This window comes from Paenarthrobacter sp. A20 (genome assembly GCF_024168825.1).
Classification (GTDB): domain Bacteria; phylum Actinomycetota; class Actinomycetes; order Actinomycetales; family Micrococcaceae; genus Arthrobacter.
This window is the reverse complement of record NZ_JALJWH010000001.1, coordinates 1,658,997-1,676,686: the sequence shown is the minus strand read 5'-3', so window position 1 is coordinate 1,676,686 and position 17,690 is coordinate 1,658,997. Positions and strand designations below refer to the sequence as shown.

Annotated in this window: 17 protein-coding genes; 9 read left to right on the top strand and 8 right to left on the bottom strand. The window is 62.0% G+C overall.

The genetic code is table 11. The features are described 5' to 3' along the window. Positions 1 to 56: 56 nt before the first annotated feature. The 7 genes from J3D46_RS08120 to J3D46_RS08090 all read left to right on the top strand — a co-directional run bounded on the left by J3D46_RS08120 (position 57) and on the right by J3D46_RS08090 (position 7,615). Positions 57 to 944, top strand: coding sequence for a carbohydrate ABC transporter permease (locus J3D46_RS08120; RefSeq protein ID WP_105692744.1), 888 nt, complete (start codon positions 57 to 59; stop codon positions 942 to 944). After that, positions 944 to 1,873, top strand: coding sequence for a carbohydrate ABC transporter permease (locus J3D46_RS08115; RefSeq protein ID WP_253466255.1), 930 nt, complete (start codon positions 944 to 946; stop codon positions 1,871 to 1,873). Before J3D46_RS08120 ends, J3D46_RS08115 begins: the two co-directional genes overlap by 1 nt. Positions 1,874 to 1,970: 97 nt before the next feature. Continuing rightward, entirely contained in the window at positions 1,971 to 3,020 is a 1,050-nt protein-coding gene (locus J3D46_RS08110) for a LacI family DNA-binding transcriptional regulator (RefSeq protein ID WP_231341949.1), read from the top strand. 41 nt (positions 3,021 to 3,061) lie between these two features. Then, positions 3,062 to 4,651, top strand: a complete 1,590-nt coding sequence (locus tag J3D46_RS08105; RefSeq protein ID WP_253466251.1) for a glycoside hydrolase family 32 protein — start codon at positions 3,062 to 3,064, stop codon at positions 4,649 to 4,651. Between the two features lie 12 nt (positions 4,652 to 4,663). Continuing rightward, positions 4,664 to 5,605 (top strand): carbohydrate kinase, encoded by a 942-nt coding sequence (locus J3D46_RS08100; protein ID WP_253466247.1) that lies wholly within the window; start codon positions 4,664 to 4,666, stop codon positions 5,603 to 5,605. Between the two features lie 46 nt (positions 5,606 to 5,651). Next, positions 5,652 to 7,007, top strand: coding sequence for a NosD domain-containing protein (locus J3D46_RS08095; RefSeq protein WP_253466244.1), 1,356 nt, complete (start codon positions 5,652 to 5,654; stop codon positions 7,005 to 7,007). Positions 7,008 to 7,084: 77 nt separating this feature from the next. Then, positions 7,085 to 7,615 (top strand): GNAT family N-acetyltransferase, encoded by a 531-nt coding sequence (locus J3D46_RS08090; RefSeq protein ID WP_253466241.1) that lies wholly within the window; start codon positions 7,085 to 7,087, stop codon positions 7,613 to 7,615. A 22-nt stretch (positions 7,616 to 7,637) separates the two neighbouring features. Here the strand turns inward: J3D46_RS08090 and J3D46_RS08085 are convergent, their stop codons facing one another. From J3D46_RS08085 to J3D46_RS08060, 6 genes are read right to left on the bottom strand one after another with little or no spacing between them, the layout of a single operon-like run. Next, on the bottom strand, positions 7,638 to 8,372 hold the full coding sequence (locus J3D46_RS08085) for an SDR family NAD(P)-dependent oxidoreductase (RefSeq protein ID WP_231341944.1): 735 nt from the start codon (positions 8,370 to 8,372) through the stop codon (positions 7,638 to 7,640). Then, positions 8,369 to 9,229, bottom strand: a complete 861-nt coding sequence (locus J3D46_RS08080) for a sugar phosphate isomerase/epimerase (protein ID WP_231341943.1) — start codon at positions 9,227 to 9,229, stop codon at positions 8,369 to 8,371. The genes J3D46_RS08085 and J3D46_RS08080 overlap by 4 nt, the downstream gene beginning before the upstream one ends. Further along, positions 9,226 to 10,344, bottom strand: a complete 1,119-nt coding sequence (locus J3D46_RS08075; protein WP_231341942.1) for a Gfo/Idh/MocA family protein — start codon at positions 10,342 to 10,344, stop codon at positions 9,226 to 9,228. The genes J3D46_RS08080 and J3D46_RS08075 overlap by 4 nt, the downstream gene beginning before the upstream one ends. Next, entirely contained in the window at positions 10,341 to 11,708 is a 1,368-nt protein-coding gene (locus tag J3D46_RS08070; protein ID WP_231341941.1) for an MFS transporter, read from the bottom strand. The genes J3D46_RS08075 and J3D46_RS08070 overlap by 4 nt, the downstream gene beginning before the upstream one ends. Before the next feature lie 52 nt (positions 11,709 to 11,760). Then, a complete protein-coding gene (locus J3D46_RS08065; RefSeq protein WP_231341940.1) occupies positions 11,761 to 12,762 on the bottom strand; it encodes a zinc-binding dehydrogenase in 1,002 nt (333 codons plus the stop codon). After that, on the bottom strand, positions 12,759 to 14,129 hold the full coding sequence (locus J3D46_RS08060) for an FAD-binding protein (protein WP_231341939.1): 1,371 nt from the start codon (positions 14,127 to 14,129) through the stop codon (positions 12,759 to 12,761). Before J3D46_RS08060 ends, J3D46_RS08065 begins: the two co-directional genes overlap by 4 nt. Before the next feature lie 195 nt (positions 14,130 to 14,324). Here J3D46_RS08060 and J3D46_RS08055 point away from each other — a divergent pair, with 195 nt between their 5' ends. Next, complete coding sequence (locus J3D46_RS08055; protein WP_231341938.1) at positions 14,325 to 15,368, top strand: LacI family DNA-binding transcriptional regulator; 1,044 nt, start codon at positions 14,325 to 14,327, stop codon at positions 15,366 to 15,368. A 47-nt stretch (positions 15,369 to 15,415) separates the two neighbouring features. Here J3D46_RS08055 and J3D46_RS08050 read toward each other — a convergent pair whose 3' ends face one another. Both J3D46_RS08050 and J3D46_RS08045 read right to left on the bottom strand, forming a co-directional pair. Beyond that, positions 15,416 to 15,760 carry a hypothetical protein gene (locus J3D46_RS08050; RefSeq protein WP_374110775.1) on the bottom strand — a complete coding sequence of 115 codons (345 nt, stop codon included), beginning with the start codon at positions 15,758 to 15,760 and terminating at the stop codon, positions 15,416 to 15,418. Beyond that, entirely contained in the window at positions 15,757 to 16,791 is a 1,035-nt protein-coding gene (locus J3D46_RS08045) for a glycosyltransferase family 4 protein (protein ID WP_253466239.1), read from the bottom strand. Before J3D46_RS08045 ends, J3D46_RS08050 begins: the two co-directional genes overlap by 4 nt. Before the next feature lie 147 nt (positions 16,792 to 16,938). On the opposite strand from J3D46_RS08045, the gene J3D46_RS08040 reads away from it, so the two are divergent. Further along, entirely contained in the window at positions 16,939 to 17,637 is a 699-nt protein-coding gene (locus J3D46_RS08040) for a DsbA family oxidoreductase (protein WP_231341936.1), read from the top strand. Positions 17,638 to 17,690: the final 53 nt, after the last annotated feature.

Below are 17,690 nucleotides of genomic sequence, written 5' to 3'. Positions count from 1 at the left end.
GCGCACAGCGCGAAAGACAGTGCCGGCCGCGGTCCCAACCAGCAGAAAAGAAAACCGTGCGTATCTCCGATCGCCGCTTCGCCCTCTATCTGATGACGCCCGCGGCACTGTTCCTGGCCGTATTCGTGGCCTATCCCCTCTTCCGCTTGGTGGCGGACAGCTTCTTCAAGATCTCCCCTATCGCGGGCGGCCCCCGTGACTTTGTGGGTTTCCAAAACTACGTCACGGCGTTCACCTCCGAAGCCTTCACCAGCGCCGGATGGCGGACCCTTGCCTACACCCTGGTGGTGGTGACACTCGAGTTCGCACTCGGCTTGGGCATGGCCCTGCTGTTCACCACCTTGGGGAAGAAATCCCAGATCTGGCGGACCGTCTTCCTCTACCCCCTGATGATCGCCCCGATCGTGGCTGGCCTGCTGTGGAAGTTCCTGATGATCGATAACTTCGGCCTCATCGGCACACTCCTCCACCAAGCCGGCATCCTGTCCGATCCCAACCAGATCGGCTGGCTTTCCGACCCCAACATTGTGTTGTTCTCGGTGGCCATTCCGGACATCTGGCTCACCACCTCCTTCATGTGCCTTGTGCTCTTTGCGGGCCTCCAGAACATCCCGGGCGATCTGATCGAGGCCGCCCGCCTTGATGGGGCACGGGCTCCGGCGCTCCTCTTCCGGATCATCCTTCCGCTCCTGCGTCCGGTAATCGCCGTCGCGCTGGTGGTTCGCGGCATTGACGCAGCAAGGGCCTTCGACACCATCCTCATCCAGACCAACGGCGGACCGCAGTCGGCTTCGGAAACCATGAGCCTGCTGATCTACCGGACCATGATCCGCTTCGGCGACCCAGGGCTCGCCAGTGCCATGGGCACCATCTATCTCCTCGCAATGCTCGCCATTGCCTTCGTTGCAGTGGCCACCATCTGGCGGCCTGGAAAGGACAACTGATGAGCAACGCGAGCCTAGCCACCAAAGCCAGCCCGCCGGCGTCGGATACTTCCGAGCCACAACCGCTGCGCAACCGGCGGGGGGTCAACCGCGAAGGCCTCGAAGCCGGCAAACGGAGCACCCGTACCATCCTCTGGATCCTGCTGGCCGTGGCCATGGTGCTGTACGGTTTCCCGTTCCTGTACTTGCTGTTCACGTCGTTCAAGACGCCGATCGACACCATCGCGGTTCCCCCCACCATCCTGCCGCGGGAGTGGACTCTGGAGAACTACACCAACGCCCTGGGCCGAAGCGGGGTCTTGGCGTCCTTCATCAACAGCATCCAAACGGCTGTCATCAGTACTGTGTTGTCACTGGTCCTGGCCGTTCCGGCCGCTTACGGCATCACACGCTACAAGACACCGAGCGGACGCGTCTTCATCATGGCCGCCCTGGTCACCCGCATGGTGCCGCCAGTGGCCATCGGCATTCCGCTGGCGTCCATGATGTCCTCGGTGGGCCTGGCGGATACCCCCATAGCCCTGTCCATTGCCCACACCACCATCTCCCTTCCGCTGTCCATCTGGCTGATGTCCAGCTTCTTCGAGTCGGTCCCCCGGGACTTGGAAGAAGCCGCAACCGTGGATGGGTGCAGCCGGCTTGGAGCCCTGTGGCGGGTGGTGATCCCGGTAGTGTCCGGCGGTATCGCCGTCACCGCGATCTTCGCCTTCCTGGCCTCATGGAACGAGTTCCTGTTCGCCCTCCTGATGACAGCCATCCGGTCCCAGACCACGCCCGTGGTGATTGCGAACTTCCAAACGCAGTTCGGCCTGGACTGGGGATCCATGACGGCCCTCGCTGCTGTCTACTCGATCCCGGTCATCCTGCTGACGCTGCTGCTGCAGCGGAAAATCGTGGCAGGCATGACGCTGGGCGCTGTGAAGGGCTGATCATCAAGTCCAGTACTCAAGGGCCAGTGCCACCATCAACGAGTAGCCTACTGATAGCCCCCAAGGGCATCACCAACCATAAGGACGTGGGAGTCGGATGAGCAACAAGAACATCGGTATCAAGGACGTAGCCGTCGCCGCCGGCGTGTCCGTCACCACGGTGTCCCATGTCCTCAACGAGGTTTCCTACGCCCGGATCAGCAGCGAAACCAGGGACAAAGTCAAGACCGCGGCCGAGGAACTAGGCTATGGCCCCAACCGCCTGGCCCAGGCCCTTCGCACGCAAAGGACCGGCATGCTGGGGTTGGTGAGCGAGGAAATCGCCACCACTCCCCACGCCGGCCGGATCATCCTGGGCGCTGATGAGGCCGCCAAGGCCCGGGGCTACAATCTCATGATCATCAACACTCCGGGCTCCGCCAGCCTCGAATCGAGGCAAGCCGACGTCCAGGCCCTCCTGGAACGTCGCGTGGACGGAATCCTTTATGCCACCATGTACCACCGCAATGTGGAACTCCCGGACAACCTGGGCAGCGTCCCGTCCGTGCTGGTGGACTCCGTCGCTATCGGCGGTAACATCACGGCTGTGGTCCCGGACGAGGACGGAGGTGCCCGCGCCGCTGTTGGGGCACTCCTCGACGCCGGCCACACCCGGATAGCCTTCATCAACAACACCGACGACGTCCCCGCAACCCGCCAGCGGCTTCAGGCCTTCCGGGCCATGCTCACCGAAGCAGGGCTCGACGGCGATGCTGCACCTGTCGAGTCCGAGATCTCGGAAGTGCAGGGCGGCTATGAGGCGGCCAAACGGATCCTGTCGCGGGATGACCGCGCCGATATTCCTACAGCCCTGTTCTGCTACAACGACCGCATGGCAATGGGCGCCTACCGGGCCGCAGCCGAGTTGGGCCTCAGCATCCCGGCGGACCTTTCAGTTGTTGGTTTTGATGACCAGGAACTCATCGCGGCCAACCTCTACCCCGGGCTGACCACCGTGGCCCTCCCCCACTACGAAATGGGTGCCTGGGCCACTGAACACCTCATAGACGCTATCGAGGGCAAGGACGATCTGTCCTTGATGGCGCTCCACCCAACCATCCTGGGTTGCCCGTTGGTCAGCCGCGAATCAGTCGCAGCTCCGCGGTAACCCCAACAAGCCACTTCAACGTCCCAAAAGGAACGCACCACATGTCCAGTAGCCTTGATGCCGCACGCCCGGAAACAGCCGCGGCCGTAACTCCCCGATTCCGGCCTGCCATCCATTTCACGGCAAGGGACACCTGGCTGAACGATCCCAATGGCTTGGTTTACCACGACGGTTTGTATCACCTCTTCTTCCAGAACAACCCTTACGGCAACGTCTGGGGGAACATGTCCTGGGGCCACGCCACCTCAACGGATCTCCTGCAGTGGACGGAGCATCCTGTAGCTATTGCCGGCGATGAGAAGGAGGACATCTTCTCCGGAAGCGTGGTGGTGGACCACGGCAATACCTCCGGTTTTGGCACCGTGGAGTCACCGGCTTTGGTGGCTGTGTACACCAGCGCCTTCAAGCCAGGGACCCTTCACAGCGGGACGCAGGCCCAATCCCTGGCGTACAGCACCAATGGCGGAATGACATGGCGCAAATACGATCAGAACCCTGTGGTGACCAGGAACTCCGAGCACTTCCGCGATCCCAAAGTGTTCCGTTACCACGGCGGGGAAGGTTCCTTTTGGGTGATGGTCGCTGTCGAAGCGCAGCAGCAGGAGGTGGTTTTCTACCGCTCCGACGACCTCAAACGCTGGGACTTCCTGAGCCACTTTGGTCCGGCCAACGCCGACTCCGGTGAGTGGGAATGCCCCGACCTCTTTCCCTTGGCGGTGGACGGGGATCCACAGAACATCAGATGGGTGCTGATCGTCAACATCAACCCCGGTGCGGTGGCGGGAGGTTCGGGCGGCCAGTATTTCGTCGGGCACTTCGACGGCGTCCATTTCCTCCCGGATGCCGGTTCTCTGGTGGCTCCTGCCGGTCTCTCGTCAATCGGAGACGCGGATGAGGCAGCTGCGGCACTGCAGCGCTGCATGTGGCTGGATTGGGGACGTGATTGCTACGCTTCCGTGTCCTTCAGCAACACCCCGGATGGCCGGCGGATCATCATGGGTTGGATGAATAACTGGGACTACGCCAACCAGTTGCCCACGGCACCGTGGCGGTCCTCCATGACTCTTGCCCGAGAGGTCGTACTGAGTTCAGTGAACGGCGATTCCGTCAGCGGCGTTTCCTTGAACGGCGCCACACGACTGGTCCAGCGGCCCATCCTGGGAGATCTGAAACAAGAGCTGGCCAAGTCCGGCAGCTTCACGCTGGGCGCCAACGCCTTCCGGTTGCCGGATGCAAGGCCGGATACCGCTCAAGTGATCGAGGCTGACATCGTGCCGGGAACCGCCGAGCGCGTTGATCTGCGGCTTCTCGCGAGGGCCGACGGGAGCCAGGGCACTGTACTGAGCTACACCACAAGCAACGGCCGCATCACCCTTGACCGCACCCGGTCAGGAGACACCACGTTCCACGAAAAGTTCGCGTCAGCCGAATCAGCGCCCGCTGCCTTGGAGGACGGCATCCTCAAGCTGCTCATCGTGGTGGACCAGAGCTCAGTGGAAGTCTTTGCCCAGGACGGCAAGGTGGTCCTGACCGACCTCGTTTTCCCGGACGCCGGGAGCCAGGAGAACTGGCTGACCGCCGAGGGCGGCACAGCAACGGTTCTGAAGCTTACGGTCTCGTCACACGTATAAGGAGAAGCAGGAATGAACAACGTTCAAGCAACCCGACAGGGCTCGGGCGCCGACGTCGTAGTTGTCGGTGAAGCTCTGATCGACATCGTCGTTTCGTCACGGGGCACCGTTGAGCACCCGGGAGGATCCCCCGCCAACGTTGCCTACGGGCTCGGGCGGCTCAACGTATCAACCGCCCTGTTGACGTCCATCGGAGATGACCACCACGGTGCTGCCATCGAGCGGCACTTGGCGAGCGCCGGCGTCGAACTCCTGACCGCTGCCGGGAGGCCCGGCCGGACTGCTACGGCCACCGCCACCCTGGCGTCGGACGGTTCAGCCCACTACGACTTCGACATCCAATGGGAGCTTCCCGCCATTGCCCCCGTGAGCGTGCCAAAAATCCTGCACACGGGATCAATCGCCACCTTCCTGGAGCCTGGAGCATCCGCGGTACGACAACTCCTGGAGCAGGTGCATCAGCGATGCGTAGTCACCTACGATCCCAACGTCCGCCCTGCCCTGCTGGGCAGCCAGACCGAGGCAAAGACCATTTTCGAGGACCTCATCCCCCTGATCGAGGTGGTCAAACTCAGCGACGAGGACGCACGGTGGCTCTACCCGGGCTGGTCGCTTGAGGACACTTCACAGCGCATATTGGACCTTGGGGCCGGGCTTGTTGTGGTCACCAAGGGCTCCGAAGGATCCATGCTTTCAACCCCCGGCGCCCGGCTGTTGGTTCCCTCCTTGAAGTCCACCGTGGTGGACACCATTGGCGCCGGTGACTCGTACATGTCCGCCCTGATCTACGGGCTTCTCCTGACCGGGGCGGTCGGCTTACGGCAAGAGGCTCTGGAATCGTTGGGACGAAGGGCCACCAAGGCCGCGGCCATCACAGTGCGGCGCGCGGGCGCCAACCCACCGACGTCGGACGAACTGCTGGCTGACGTGGTTGAACACCAACCTGCCCTCTGACCACGCCCAAACAACCCACCGCATACACATCAAGGGAACTCAAGCCATGTCCAGCAAGAACTACTACGACGTGACCAACTGGCCCATCGGCAATCCGTCCGAGGACGTCGGCGAGGTCATCAACAGCATCATCGCTGACATCAAGGAACGGCAGAACGCCTCAGACGTCAACGACGGCGGAAAGCCGGGAGCGGTGATCTACCTGCCGCCGGGTGACTACCGCCTGCGCACCCAGGTTTTGATAGACATCAGCTTCCTGAGGATCCAGGGCTCGGGCCACGGGTTCACCTCCTCAAGCATCCGATTCAACGTCCCCGAAGACGAATGGCCCGATCTGCACGAACTGTGGCCGGGAGGGAGCCGCGTCCTGGTGGACCTGCTCCCGGCTGGCGGGGGCACTGACCCGTCCAAGGCTGACCCGGCCAAGGGAGCTGCCTTCCGGGTTGAACGTGCGGGCAGTCCCCGGATCAGTTCGGTGGAGTTCGCCAACTTCTGCATCGATGGGCTCCACTTCGCTCCGGACGGCTCGGAGCTACCCGCGGAAAACAGCTATGTGAATGGGAAGACCGGCATCCAAGTCTCAAGTGCCAACGATTCCTTCCGCGTCAACGAGATGGGTTTTATCTACCTTGAACACGCCCTGACCATCCACAACGCGGACGCCCTGTCCATCCATAACAACTTCATCGCGGAATGCGGAAGCTGCATCGAGCTGCGTGGCTGGGGACAGGCGTCCAAGATCACCGACAACCTGATCGGAGCCGGTTTCAAGGGTCATTCCATCTACGCGGAAAACCACGGCGGGCTCCTTGTCACTGCCAACAACATCTTTCCCCGAGGAGCGAGCAGCGTCCACTTCAACGGCGTAACCCGTTCGAGCGTCACCAACAACCGCCTGCACTCCTTCTACGCGGGCATGGTCGTCCTCGACGGGAACAGCTCGGAAAACCTCGTGGCCACCAACCACTTCCTCCGTGACCACGAGCCCTGGACACCCTTCCTGGGGATCGACAACGGGCTGGATGACCTCCACGGAGTCCTGAGTGTCAGCGGCAACAACAACTCCGTGATCGGCAACCACTTTTCCCAGATCATCGATTCGGGGAGTATCCGTCCCGAAGGCGCGACGCCGGTCATCATCCGGTTGCGCGAAGGTACAGGGAACTTCGTGTCCAACAACCACGTCGTTGCAATGAACGTGCATGCCACCACCAGCGACGATTGCTTCGAAGGTCAGGTGGACGCCCTGCTGACAACAGACGCTGCTGATGCCCTTTCCGTGACGGCTGTCCTGGTTGACCCCGAATCAACACGCAACACCATCCTCGATTCGGGCAGTGAACGGCAAGTACTCGCGGACAGGACTACCAACGCCTTCAGGGCCACCCCCACGGTGGACTAGGAGTTTTCGTACAGCTAATGCCCTTAAGATTCGTTCTTAGGGGCATTACCTGTACAAAAACTCCCGGGGGGGACCACGTGACTGAAACCATCCGCACCGCAACAACGCACGACGCCGGGAAGCTGGCTGAGCTTGCCGCCATCACCTTCCCGCTAGCCTGCCCGCCGGGCTCCTCGCCGGCCGATATCCAGGCCCACATCGAAAAGACGCTCAGTGAGGCCAAGTTCAAGGACTACCTCGCCGACGCGAACATCACCATCCTGGTGCTCGACGACGACGGGCAGCTGAACGGGTACACGCTCTTGGTTGCCAAGCCGGCCAGCGACCCGGATGTCGCCTCTGTGCTGTCCTCGCTCCCTTCCACCGAATTGAGCAAGTGCTACGTGCACCCGGAATACCATGGCAAGGGCGCCGCGTCACGTCTCATCCAGGCGTCGTTGGCCCATTCCGCAGACAAGGGCGCTGCCGGGGTGTGGCTCGGGGTGAACAGCGAGAACGCGAAGGCAATCCGTTTCTATGAGAAGAGCGGCTTCCAACGGATCGGCACCAAGTCCTTCACCCTGGGAAACACCGTGGAGCACGACTTCGTGATGGAATACGAGCTCTGACCGAATCCTGGAAAACGGGCTCCTAGTAAACGGCGCGGCCGCCGGAGAGATCGAACACAAAGCCCGTGGTGTACGAGGCCTCACGTGAAGCGATGAACTCCACCAGGGCTGCTGCCTCCTCAGCTGTCCCCAGGCGACGCATGGGTATTTTCTGCAGGTCTTCGGCTGTCGGCGCCTCTCCGTTGAGCAACGGCGTATCGATCTTGCCAGGTGCGATGGCGTTGATCGTTATGCCCGCGGCGGCGTACTCCTTGGCCAGCGCTTTCACCAAGCCAGTGATGCCGGCTTTGCTCGCTGAATAACCTGTCATCCCCGGAACGCCTTCCTTGCCTGCTGTGGAGGAGAAGTGGATGAGCCGCCCGAAGCCGTTCTCCGCCATAACCGGAAGCACGGCTTTGGAGAGCGCGAACGCCCCGGTGAGGTTGACCCGCAAAAGCAGATCGAACTCTTCGACGGACTCTTCAGAGGACGGCTGAATCTTGCCAAGGATGCCTGCCGTGTTAACAACCACATCCAGGCCACCCAAGCGGGCCACCACTTCCGCAACCACGGCCTGTACCGACTGATTGTCCGTAATATCCATGTCCAGTTGGCTATAGGTACTACCCGAAACAGGCCACCGCGACGATGGAAGGTCCGCGCCGATGACTCGGTGACCGTTGCTGCCAAGCCTCCGCGCAGTTGCCTCCCCTATGCCGGAAGCCGCTCCCACTATGAGGCATCGAAGTCCTGTACCCGTCAAGTTCAGGGTTTTCATACTGTTTGGCGTTCCCTAGCGTTGACGGGTTCTGCGACGTGGCGGCTAAAGCTGTCCACGGTGCGATCCACTATGGTTTGCAGCGGCAACCGCCAGATGTCTTCGTTGAAGATTTCCACCTCGATGGGTCCCGTATAGCCTGAACGGCGGACGGATGAGGTGAGGGCACCAAGGTCGAGGGATCCGTCTCCAGGAAACAGCCTTCCGTTCATGTTTTCCGGAACGGGCAAGGGAAGCGTGAAATCGCTGACCTGGTAACCGGCGATCCTATTGCCTGCGGCGAGGACGTCGTCGTCGAAATTCGGATCCCAGAACGTTGCGTAGGCGTCGATGAGGATTCCCACACTTTCAACCGGAAAATCCTCGACTACACGGAGCGCCTGGGAAATCGTCGTGACGACGCTCCTGCTCTGAACGAACAACGGATGCAGGGGTTCCAGTGCCAAGCGCACTCCCGCTGCACGTGCGTGTGGCTCAAGTTCCTCCAGCAGGCCGCGAAGCCGGTTTTCGGCGCTGCGGATACACGGATCGTGCAGCGGCAACCCTCCAGCAATGAGCGTCAGCATTGGACTGCCCACCTCGGATGAGAGCTCAAGTGCCCGTTTGACGCCATCCATGGCCGCCCGTAATTCGGCTCCCTCTTTGTCGGCGAGGAAACCCACACGGCAGACCGAACTGACGGAAAGGCCGGTGTCGCTGAGCAACCGGCGGGTCCGGGCCAGGCCGAGCTCTTCCACCGGCTCAATCCAGAGGCCGATGTGTCGGATGCCCGCTCGCATGGCAGCCTCTGCTGTTTCAATCAGGGGGTATGGGCGCGTCGTGGCTTGGTTCAGGCTGAGCTCTACATTGGTCCTCATCGTGAAGCCACCACTTGGTTCAAATGGGGGAAGGCCTGCGCTTCCGTGGATCCCTTGCCGATCCGAACCGGCAGTCCCGTCCGGGCAGACTCGTAGACCGCTGCGACGATCTGCAGTGATTTCATCGCTTCCCGCCCGCTCACGCAGGGTGCGCGGCCACTCCTCACGGCATCGACGAAGTCAGCCACCTGGAGTTTGTGCAAAGGGAGGAGCTTGGCATTCACTTCTGCCACGGGAATGTCCCCCGTAAGTCCGTCCTGGAACACGTCGATGGCTCGTTCTTCACCCCGGACAGCCCACAAGTCGTTGATGGCGTCGGAGCCTTCCGGGTATTCAGAGACGTTGACGGTGGCACCGCGGCTTCCTGTCACCACGATCCGGCTTCCCAGATTGGGCGATGCCGCCACTGTGGCGCTAAGGGTCGCTATCGCACCGGAGGCGAAGGTAATAAGTGCCGCCGCCGTGTCTTCTACTTCGATGGACTCCCCATGGACGAACGTGCCGGCCTTAGCGCTGACCTCCACTGGATCTCCCATGAACCATTGCAACAGGTCTATGTAGTGGATGGCCTGGGTCATCAGCACTCCACCGCCGTCGGCCGCCCATGTACCGCGCCACGCGGCAGCGTTGTAGTAATCGGTCCCGCGATGCAGGAGTACTTGGCAGTGGCCGAGCATCGGCTGCCCGAGCCGGCCGTCGTCGATGGCAGCGCGCAAAGCCAGGGCCCCAGGCCAGAACCTACGCTGGAATACGACGCCGAAAGTAACGTCGTGGCGCTCAGCGGCAGCCACCATTCGTTGGGCTGACGCTACGTCCGTCGCCACCGGCTTTTCACACAGAATGTGAACGCCTGCGGCTGCTGCTTCAGTCACTACTGCCTCGTGGGTGGGGTGCGGCGTGCAGACGCTGAGTGCTTCGATCCCCAACTCAATGAGTTCACGAACGGACTGGACCGCTCCGGCAATGCCACGTTCTGCAGCGAAATCCTGGGCGCGGCCAAGATCCACATCGCAGACGCCCACGACGTGGACGTTGGAGATTGCGGAGTAGGACTGGAAGTGGTTGTCGGCGATGTTGCCGCAGCCCACAATTCCTACGCGGAAAGGTTGGTTCATGACTGTTCTCCTGAACGGATGGGGGTGGGCTGGGACTGGTTTGAGATGGGAGATCCGAGTTGATCCAACGGGATTTTGGACGTTTCTTTTGCCGTGAGGGCGCCGGCTACAGCGAGAAGGGAGATGACGGCGGAGATCACTGCCACTGGCAGCCAGTCAGTCGGGTTTCCGGCCGTCAGCGCGGTGTAGATCGTGGGGGCGAAGCCCGCAGCGATCAATCCGATCTGCAGGCCCAGGGCCATTCCCGTCTGGCGGACCTTCAGGTTGAACATCTCCGCGAAGAATGACGGATACGTGGCATTGATGGCCGCGTAAGCGAAGGAGACCGAGAGGAACCCCGTGAGGAACAGCAGGGGGACGTTGCCCGACTGAATCGCGGCGAAGTAGGCGAAGATCATCACGGCACAGCCCAGATTTCCGGCGATGAAGACCGGCTTGCGGCCTACTCGATCGGAAAGGGCAGCGAGCAAGGGCTGCGTCACCAGTGCGCAGATGTGGCTGACGATGAGGACCCACAACATGGTGCTCCGCGGGATGTCGTACACGCTGGTGGCGAAGGAGAGGGCGAAGACTTTGATCACGGTGTCGATGGCGAAGGCGAGTGAGCAGAACGTCACGCGGATAATGGCACCCCAGTGGGACCGGAACACCTCCACAACCGGCACTTTGACCAGCGCGTGCTCAGCCTGGGCTTCCACGAATGCCTCTGGTTCGGTGAGTTTTGCCCGGATCACGAATCCGGCAATGGTGACGAAGGCACTCAGGAAGAACGGGATCCGCCAGCCCCAGCTGAGGAGTTGGGCTTCAGGCAGAGCCGAAATGGGTACGAAGACAAGTGTTGCCAGAACGAAACCGGCCACGATGCCGTTAGGAGCCCAACTCGTGAAGAAGCCGCGGCGGCCTTCAGGAGAAACTTCAATGGTCAATACTGTGGCGGCAGCGGTCTCGCCGCCCACGGAAATTCCCTGGAGAATCCGCAACGTGATCAGCAGGGTGGGCGCCCACACGCCAATCTGCGCGTAGCCGGGCAGGCAGCCGACCAGGAAGGTGGACGTTCCCATGAGGATCAGGATGAAGACCAGCACCTTCTTCCGGCCGATCCGGTCGCCAAAGTGTCCCAAGAGCACTGCACCCAGGGGGCGGGCAACGTAAGAGACCGCGAAGGTGGCCAGCGCAGCCAACGTCGCCACGCCTCCTGCCTCCGGGAAGAAGATCTTCCCGAAAACGAGGGCTGCTGCCAGAGCGTAGATGTAGTTGTCGTAGTACTCCAGCGTTCCGCCGGCCATGCTGGCGACAGCTGCCCGCCGAGGGCTGTTCTTGGCATGCGGTGGAAGCACCGCGGTGTCTTGCAGGGAGGTTTTCACTGATTTCTCCTTCATTGCAGATTCAGTCGTCTTTGGTAATTGCCCTGTTGGGCTAGGGGATGATGAGGGTTTTGCCGCGGCCAAGACGGCCTTGGGCGAAGTCTTCGATTGCCTGGGGGGCATTGCGGAGACCTTGAATGAGGTCATGCGGAAGGGCGTTGAGCCCGTGAAGTGCCACGAGCGCTGCAGCTGTGTGGAGATTGGCAGTGGTGTAGCAGAACGTTCCGGTGATGGTGAGCTCGCGGCGTACCAGGTCACCGGCGGCAGGCAGCGTTCCGCCGGTGGCAAGGCCTGCCACGCAAATCGTGGAGCCCGGCACCATCAGGTCCATCACGGCACTGATGGTGGCGGCACTGCCGACAGTGTCGATCGCAACGTTCCAGCGCTGTCCGGGAACGTCACCGGGAGCCAAGGCGCTCACGCCGAAGGCCTCGATGGCTTCCCTGCGCTGGGGGTCAGGCTCCACCACCGTGATGCTCGCGGCGCCCAGGCTGCGGGCCTGAAGGGCGCAGGCCATTCCGATCGCGCCTCCACCGATGATGCCAAGGTGACTGCCAAACCTTACTTCGGCCCGTGCACATGCGTGGACTCCCACAGCGATCGGTTCGACAAGCGCCAGCGCACGGGAATCCGGTTCCCCGGGAACAAGGATTGTTTGAGCGGCATCCACCGCCACAAAGCTCTGCAGCCCGCCGTCGACGTCCCGTCCCATAAGTTTGCGCTCGCTGCAAAGGCCACGGGAGCCCGCACGGCAGTCCTGGCACTTTCCGCACGTCAGGTTGGGGTCTACAGCTGTCTTTTGTCCAACGGACCTGAACTCCACGTTGGCCCCGACGTCCACAATCGTGCCGCCGAATTCGTGCCCCAGAACAGAGCCTTTCCGGAGACCGTCATGGTCGCCCCGCCAGATGCTGAGGTCAGTGCCGCAGACTCCAACACTTTCGACACGAATCACCACCTGATCCGGACCCGGCGCCGGCCACGCGCTGTCTTCGAAGTCGAGTTGTCCGGGTCCTTCCCACGCTACCCTGCAGCCCACTGTCGAGGTGATCATGAGACTGCAACCAGTTTGTCCGAGGCACGGACAGTGCGCATGGCCGCATCTGCTGCGCGCCGGCCGAAGACGAAACCAAACACGATGCCTCCCACATAACGGAGGTCCTGGGCCCCACCCGCGTCTGCTCCGGCGGCGAACAGCCCGGTGACAGGACGATTGTCGCGGTCCAGAACCTGGCTGTCACCGTTCACCCTCAGTCCGCCGAACGGGATGGTGATGCAGGGCTGGAATTCCACGGCGCGGAACGGGCCCTTCTTGAGCGGGCTTGGACGCTTGGGAAGCGGTGCGTCCAGGCTGACTGATTCGCCATTGGATGCACGCTGGTAGTTCTCCAAGGTCTCCACTAGGCCCGCACGGTCAACACCCCAGCCGGCCACCACTTCCACCAGTTCCTCAAGAGTGGCAGTTTCGGCGGTGCGCGCTCCCAACTGGGAGGCCTCAGCATGCCGGTCGAGGGCCATGCCGCTGGGATACGGTACGGCAAGCGCCCGCGTCTGCTGAACTTCGTCATCCCATATCAGAACACCACGGCGTCCCGGTTCACGGACAACTGCCTGGTTGGAGACCTCATCGCCCAGAGACTCGTCGGTGAACCGCCGTCCCAGCCGGTTTACCATGACGCCGTAGGCGGAGAAGTACAAGGTCAGCCGCAAGAACACTTCCGGAGATACAGGCAAGGGGCTGGGCAACGTGTGCCCATAGAAACCTGAAAGGTGACGGCTGGCGGCACCTCCGGCGGCAGCTCCCAAGCGGAATCCGTCGCCCACCGAGTGGGGATTGCTTCGGACAGCAATATCATCGGCGCCATTGCCAATGAACTTCTGTTTCAGCTCAGGATCGCCCTGGAATCCGCCTGTGGCCAGGAGAACTGCCCCACTGAGGACGGCGATACGTTCCCCACCAAACTCAAACGAGGCACCGGCCACAGCACCGTCCTCAATGATGAGTTCAATATCGTTCACGCCCGTCAGGAGCCCGCCACCGGTGGCTTCAATTTTTGCCGACCATTTGGAAATCAGCTCTTTGATGTCGATCTTGCAGGCACGGCCCCATTCCAGATGGTCCAGCCATTCATCGCTGACAGTTACACCGGCTTCACGGACATCCTGCACCGCTTGGTCGTAGCCTTCAACCACCAACGGTCCAAGAACAGGATCCCCGTCCGGTTGGATGCTCCGAAGGACGTCAAGATTTGGGGCGGTCCAAAGAATCCCCGCCGACAGTGCGGCAGAACCACCAGGTGCCCCGCCCTTCTCCAGGAGCAGCACCCGTCCCCCGAGGTCCACCGCACGGTTGGCGGCCGCCAATCCAGCCGCGCCCGCACCAACCACGATCAGGTCGAAGGGTTTTGTAAGGTCGGTCATTGCATCTCTCCTTTGAGTTCTAACGGATAACGTTTGCCACTATATCCGTAAAGGCATACATCGCAGTGGCAAAGGTTTACCATTACGCTAAGGGTGTACTGACGCACCTGTCAAGCACTTCGTGCCGCGACCAGGGAACCATCCCGGTGGCAGTTAGGCTTGGACGGTTGAATCCACCGAAGGAGTCTGGGAAACATGGCCACATTGCGGGAAGTAGCCGAGCTTGCCGCCGTCTCCGTGGCTACAGCCTCGCGCGTGCTCAATGGCTCAGCCCATCCGGTGTCCCGGGACATTCGCGAGAGTGTCCAATCCGCTGCCCAGACGCTGGGCTACACACCAAGCGCCGCCGCCCAGGCCTTGAAGCAGCAGCGCAGCAAGATCATCGGGGTCATTGCCAGCGACATCCTGGATCCCTACTTCGCCGAGTTGACCCGGGGCATCGAAATAGAAGCCGCCAAGGCTGGATTCGTCACCATCCTGGCCAATGCGAACAGGGACCCTGAACAAGAACGAACCAAGTTCCGCGTTCTCCGGGAGCATCAGGCCTCCGGGATCGTGTTCTGCGGCAGCGACATCGAGGGCTCCCCTGGAACGGCTGAACTGGCGCGGGAGGTCAATCTTGCTGTCAGGGCCGGAACCAGGGTGGTGGCGCTGGCTCCACGCGGATTCGATTCCACCAAAATCGTCATCGACAACCATGCCGCGTCCTACGAATTGACCCGCTATATGCTCTCCCTGGGCCATCGGAGGATTGCATTTGTCGGCGGTATGCCGGGGCTGACAGCCGTGGAACAGCGCGTCATCGGATATCGCCGTGCGATGTTCGAAGCCCGAGCCCTTCCCATGGTGTTGGGGAACGCCGGCATGCGCCAGGAATCCGGGCGGGAGGCAGTGGCGCACCTGATCGCCGCGGGAGAACTGCCCGAAGCGATCGTATGCGCCAATGACGAGATCGCCGTGGGTGTTTTGGCCGGCCTGTGGACCTCCGGCTACCGCATTCCGGATGATGTTTCGGTGGCCGGCATCGGAGGTACCAGAGGCGGGGCGGTCTTCGGCCTCACCACCGTCACCCTTCCGCTTGTGGAACTCGGCGGGCTGGCCGCCGCCTACATCGCCGATGCCGGCCGATCGCCCAAAATCCCGGAAGCCCCGCAATTTGAGCTGCGGCCCGGCACCACAACCGCTGCGAAGGACACCACCGAATCTAGTGAGAGGTACGGCCGCCGCGGCACCCTCTAGAAACTAACCGAACATCTCCCCTGTCAAGGGCGGCCTTGGATCGGACCTCAACTCCAGCCCAGAGGGTGCCCGGTCACGTTCCCTGAGGAGCCGGACGCCTGGATGGTGATCATCGAGCGCCCCAGCAAGTCGTTGTCCGCGGTGAAGGTGCCGAAGGAATCAGGCAGGATGGGTGCCAAATGCAGGACGTTTCGGGTGAAATCTGGGTAGGACCGCAGCAGGATGCGGGCTAATTGCAAGGGCGCCGGAAAAAGCTCCGGAAGTTGACCGCTAAAGTGCTCGGCGGCGTCGAACAGTCCGCTCGCAACCCGGCTGGCTTCCTTCACGAAGCCGTACCGCACGAGACCGAATTCCGAGGTACCAGCGTCCGGATCGGCGTTCCAGGCGGTCAAGGGCGAACAGCTTCCTCCACGGGGGCCAAGACGCGGGCGTAGAGTTCCAGATGGTCTGCCGCCATGCGGGCAGCAGTGAAGCGCTCTTCCACAGTGCGGCGGCACGCTGCCCGGCTGATCCCGGCCACGGCTTCCATGTAATTGGCCAGCTCATTGGACGGGGCGAGGAAGCCGTTGAGTCCGTGGGTCAGGATTTCCGGAGCGGCCCCCCTGGGGGTGGAAAGTACAGGTGTTCCGGTGGCCAGCGCCTCAATCATCACCAAGCCGAAGGGTTCGGGCCATTGGATGGGGTTCAGCAGGACCAAGGCGTCTCCCATGAGCTCATATTTCTCCGGGTCTGAAAGTTCGCCCAGGAACTCCTCATTGGGTCCTAACAGTGGTAGCACCACCTGGTCATGGAACTCCCTCTCGGCCGGGGTGTGCATCTTGGCAGCAATGCGGAGCGGGACGCCGGCTTTCCGGGAAATGTGCACGGCTTCCAGGAGCCCCTTGTCCGGGCACATCCGGCCCACGAAGCACGCGTAGCCACCCTTTCCTTCACCCGCAGATACTTGGGAGAGGTCAATGCCGTGGTGGATGACAGCCGAGATGGGGAGGTCGGGGACTCCGCTGCACTGGTCATGGGATATGGCCACAATGGCGGTGTTCCGCGCCATGTCACGGTACAGCCCGGCCGTCCGGCCGGTGAGGGGCCCATGGATGGTAGTCACTACAGGTATCCCCGGTGGACGGTGAGCGTAGAGAGGGCCGGCCAACGTGTGGTCGTGAATGATGTCCACGTGGTGCATTCCGGCGTAGGCCTTGATGACGTGGTTCAGTTCCGATTCGCTGGTCCCCAGCTCCCCGGGTTCTGACTCTCCGAGGTCGGGGACCCTGGGCACAGGACAGGTACTGTCCGATGTTGTGGCTAACAGAACTTGGTGTCCGGCTGTCATCAACGCGCAGGCGAGGGCGTCCACAACACGTTCCGTTCCGCCGTACTTTTCCGGCGGCACGGTAAACCAAGGGCCAACAATGAGTCCGATGCGCATGCTGGAGCCTCCGCGCAAAACCCCCAGTCCAAGGGCTGGCTTCATAACCCTTTTCAAGAGTATTGGGCTTCGGTGGTAACAACAATGGGTGAGCAAAATAACAGCAGTGCAAGGAATGCCCGGCCGGCCTACAGGGTTGCCAACAGCATGAAGATTGAGATCTGGTCAGACGTCGCGTGCCCGTGGTGCTACATCGGCAAGCGCCGTTTCGAGACCGCCCTGGCACAGTTCCCGCACCGCGACTCCGTTGACATCGAGTGGAAGAGCTATCAGCTGGACCCTTCCGTTCCGGAGCACTACGACGGGACGGAGCTGGACTACCTGAGCAACCGCAAGGGCATGGCTCCGGAGCAGGTCAAGCAGATGTTCGCCCACGTCACCGAGACGGCCAAGGGCGAGGGCCTGGATTACCACTTCGACAAGGTGGTGGTGGCCAACAGCTTCACCGCCCATCGCCTCATCCATCTCGCCGCTGCCCACGGAAGCCAGGACGCCGCCAAGGAGCAGTTGCTCAGCGACCACTTTGAGCACGGCAAGGACATCGGCAACCAGGAGTACCTCACGGAGCTCGGTGCCGCCCTCGGTCTGCCCGCCAACGAAGTTGCAGAACTGTTCACCTCGGACAAATACGCGGAAGAGGTCAACCAGGACATCAATGAGGCCCGCGCCATTGGCGTCACCGGCGTCCCGTTCTTCGTCATCGACCGCAAGTACGGCATCTCCGGGGCCCAGCCCGCGGACCTCTTCAGCCAAGCCCTGAACCAGGCCTGGCAGGAAGCCAACCCCCTGATCCCGGTGGGCGCCTCCGACGCCGAGGCCTGCGGCCCTGACGGCTGCGCAATCTAGCCAGCCAACCGCCGTCGTGCGTTAACCCAACCAGGTGACAGCAAACGTCGCTA

Coding starts and splice junctions, on each gene's coding strand:
- J3D46_RS08115 (WP_253466255.1), top strand. CDS start 944: ATGAGCAACGCGAGCCTAGCCACCAAAGCCAGCCCGCCGGCGTCGGAT.
- J3D46_RS08110 (WP_231341949.1), top strand. CDS start 1,971: ATGAGCAACAAGAACATCGGTATCAAGGACGTAGCCGTCGCCGCCGGC.
- J3D46_RS08105 (WP_253466251.1), top strand. CDS start 3,062: ATGTCCAGTAGCCTTGATGCCGCACGCCCGGAAACAGCCGCGGCCGTA.
- J3D46_RS08100 (WP_253466247.1), top strand. CDS start 4,664: ATGAACAACGTTCAAGCAACCCGACAGGGCTCGGGCGCCGACGTCGTA.
- J3D46_RS08095 (WP_253466244.1), top strand. CDS start 5,652: ATGTCCAGCAAGAACTACTACGACGTGACCAACTGGCCCATCGGCAAT.
- J3D46_RS08085 (WP_231341944.1), bottom strand. CDS start 8,372: ATGAAAACCCTGAACTTGACGGGTACAGGACTTCGATGCCTCATAGTG.
- J3D46_RS08080 (WP_231341943.1), bottom strand. CDS start 9,229: ATGAGGACCAATGTAGAGCTCAGCCTGAACCAAGCCACGACGCGCCCA.
- J3D46_RS08075 (WP_231341942.1), bottom strand. CDS start 10,344: ATGAACCAACCTTTCCGCGTAGGAATTGTGGGCTGCGGCAACATCGCC.
- J3D46_RS08065 (WP_231341940.1), bottom strand. CDS start 12,762: ATGATCACCTCGACAGTGGGCTGCAGGGTAGCGTGGGAAGGACCCGGA.
- J3D46_RS08060 (WP_231341939.1), bottom strand. CDS start 14,129: ATGACCGACCTTACAAAACCCTTCGACCTGATCGTGGTTGGTGCGGGC.
- J3D46_RS08055 (WP_231341938.1), top strand. CDS start 14,325: ATGGCCACATTGCGGGAAGTAGCCGAGCTTGCCGCCGTCTCCGTGGCT.
- J3D46_RS08045 (WP_253466239.1), bottom strand. CDS start 16,791: ATGCGCATCGGACTCATTGTTGGCCCTTGGTTTACCGTGCCGCCGGAA.
- J3D46_RS08040 (WP_231341936.1), top strand. CDS start 16,939: ATGAAGATTGAGATCTGGTCAGACGTCGCGTGCCCGTGGTGCTACATC.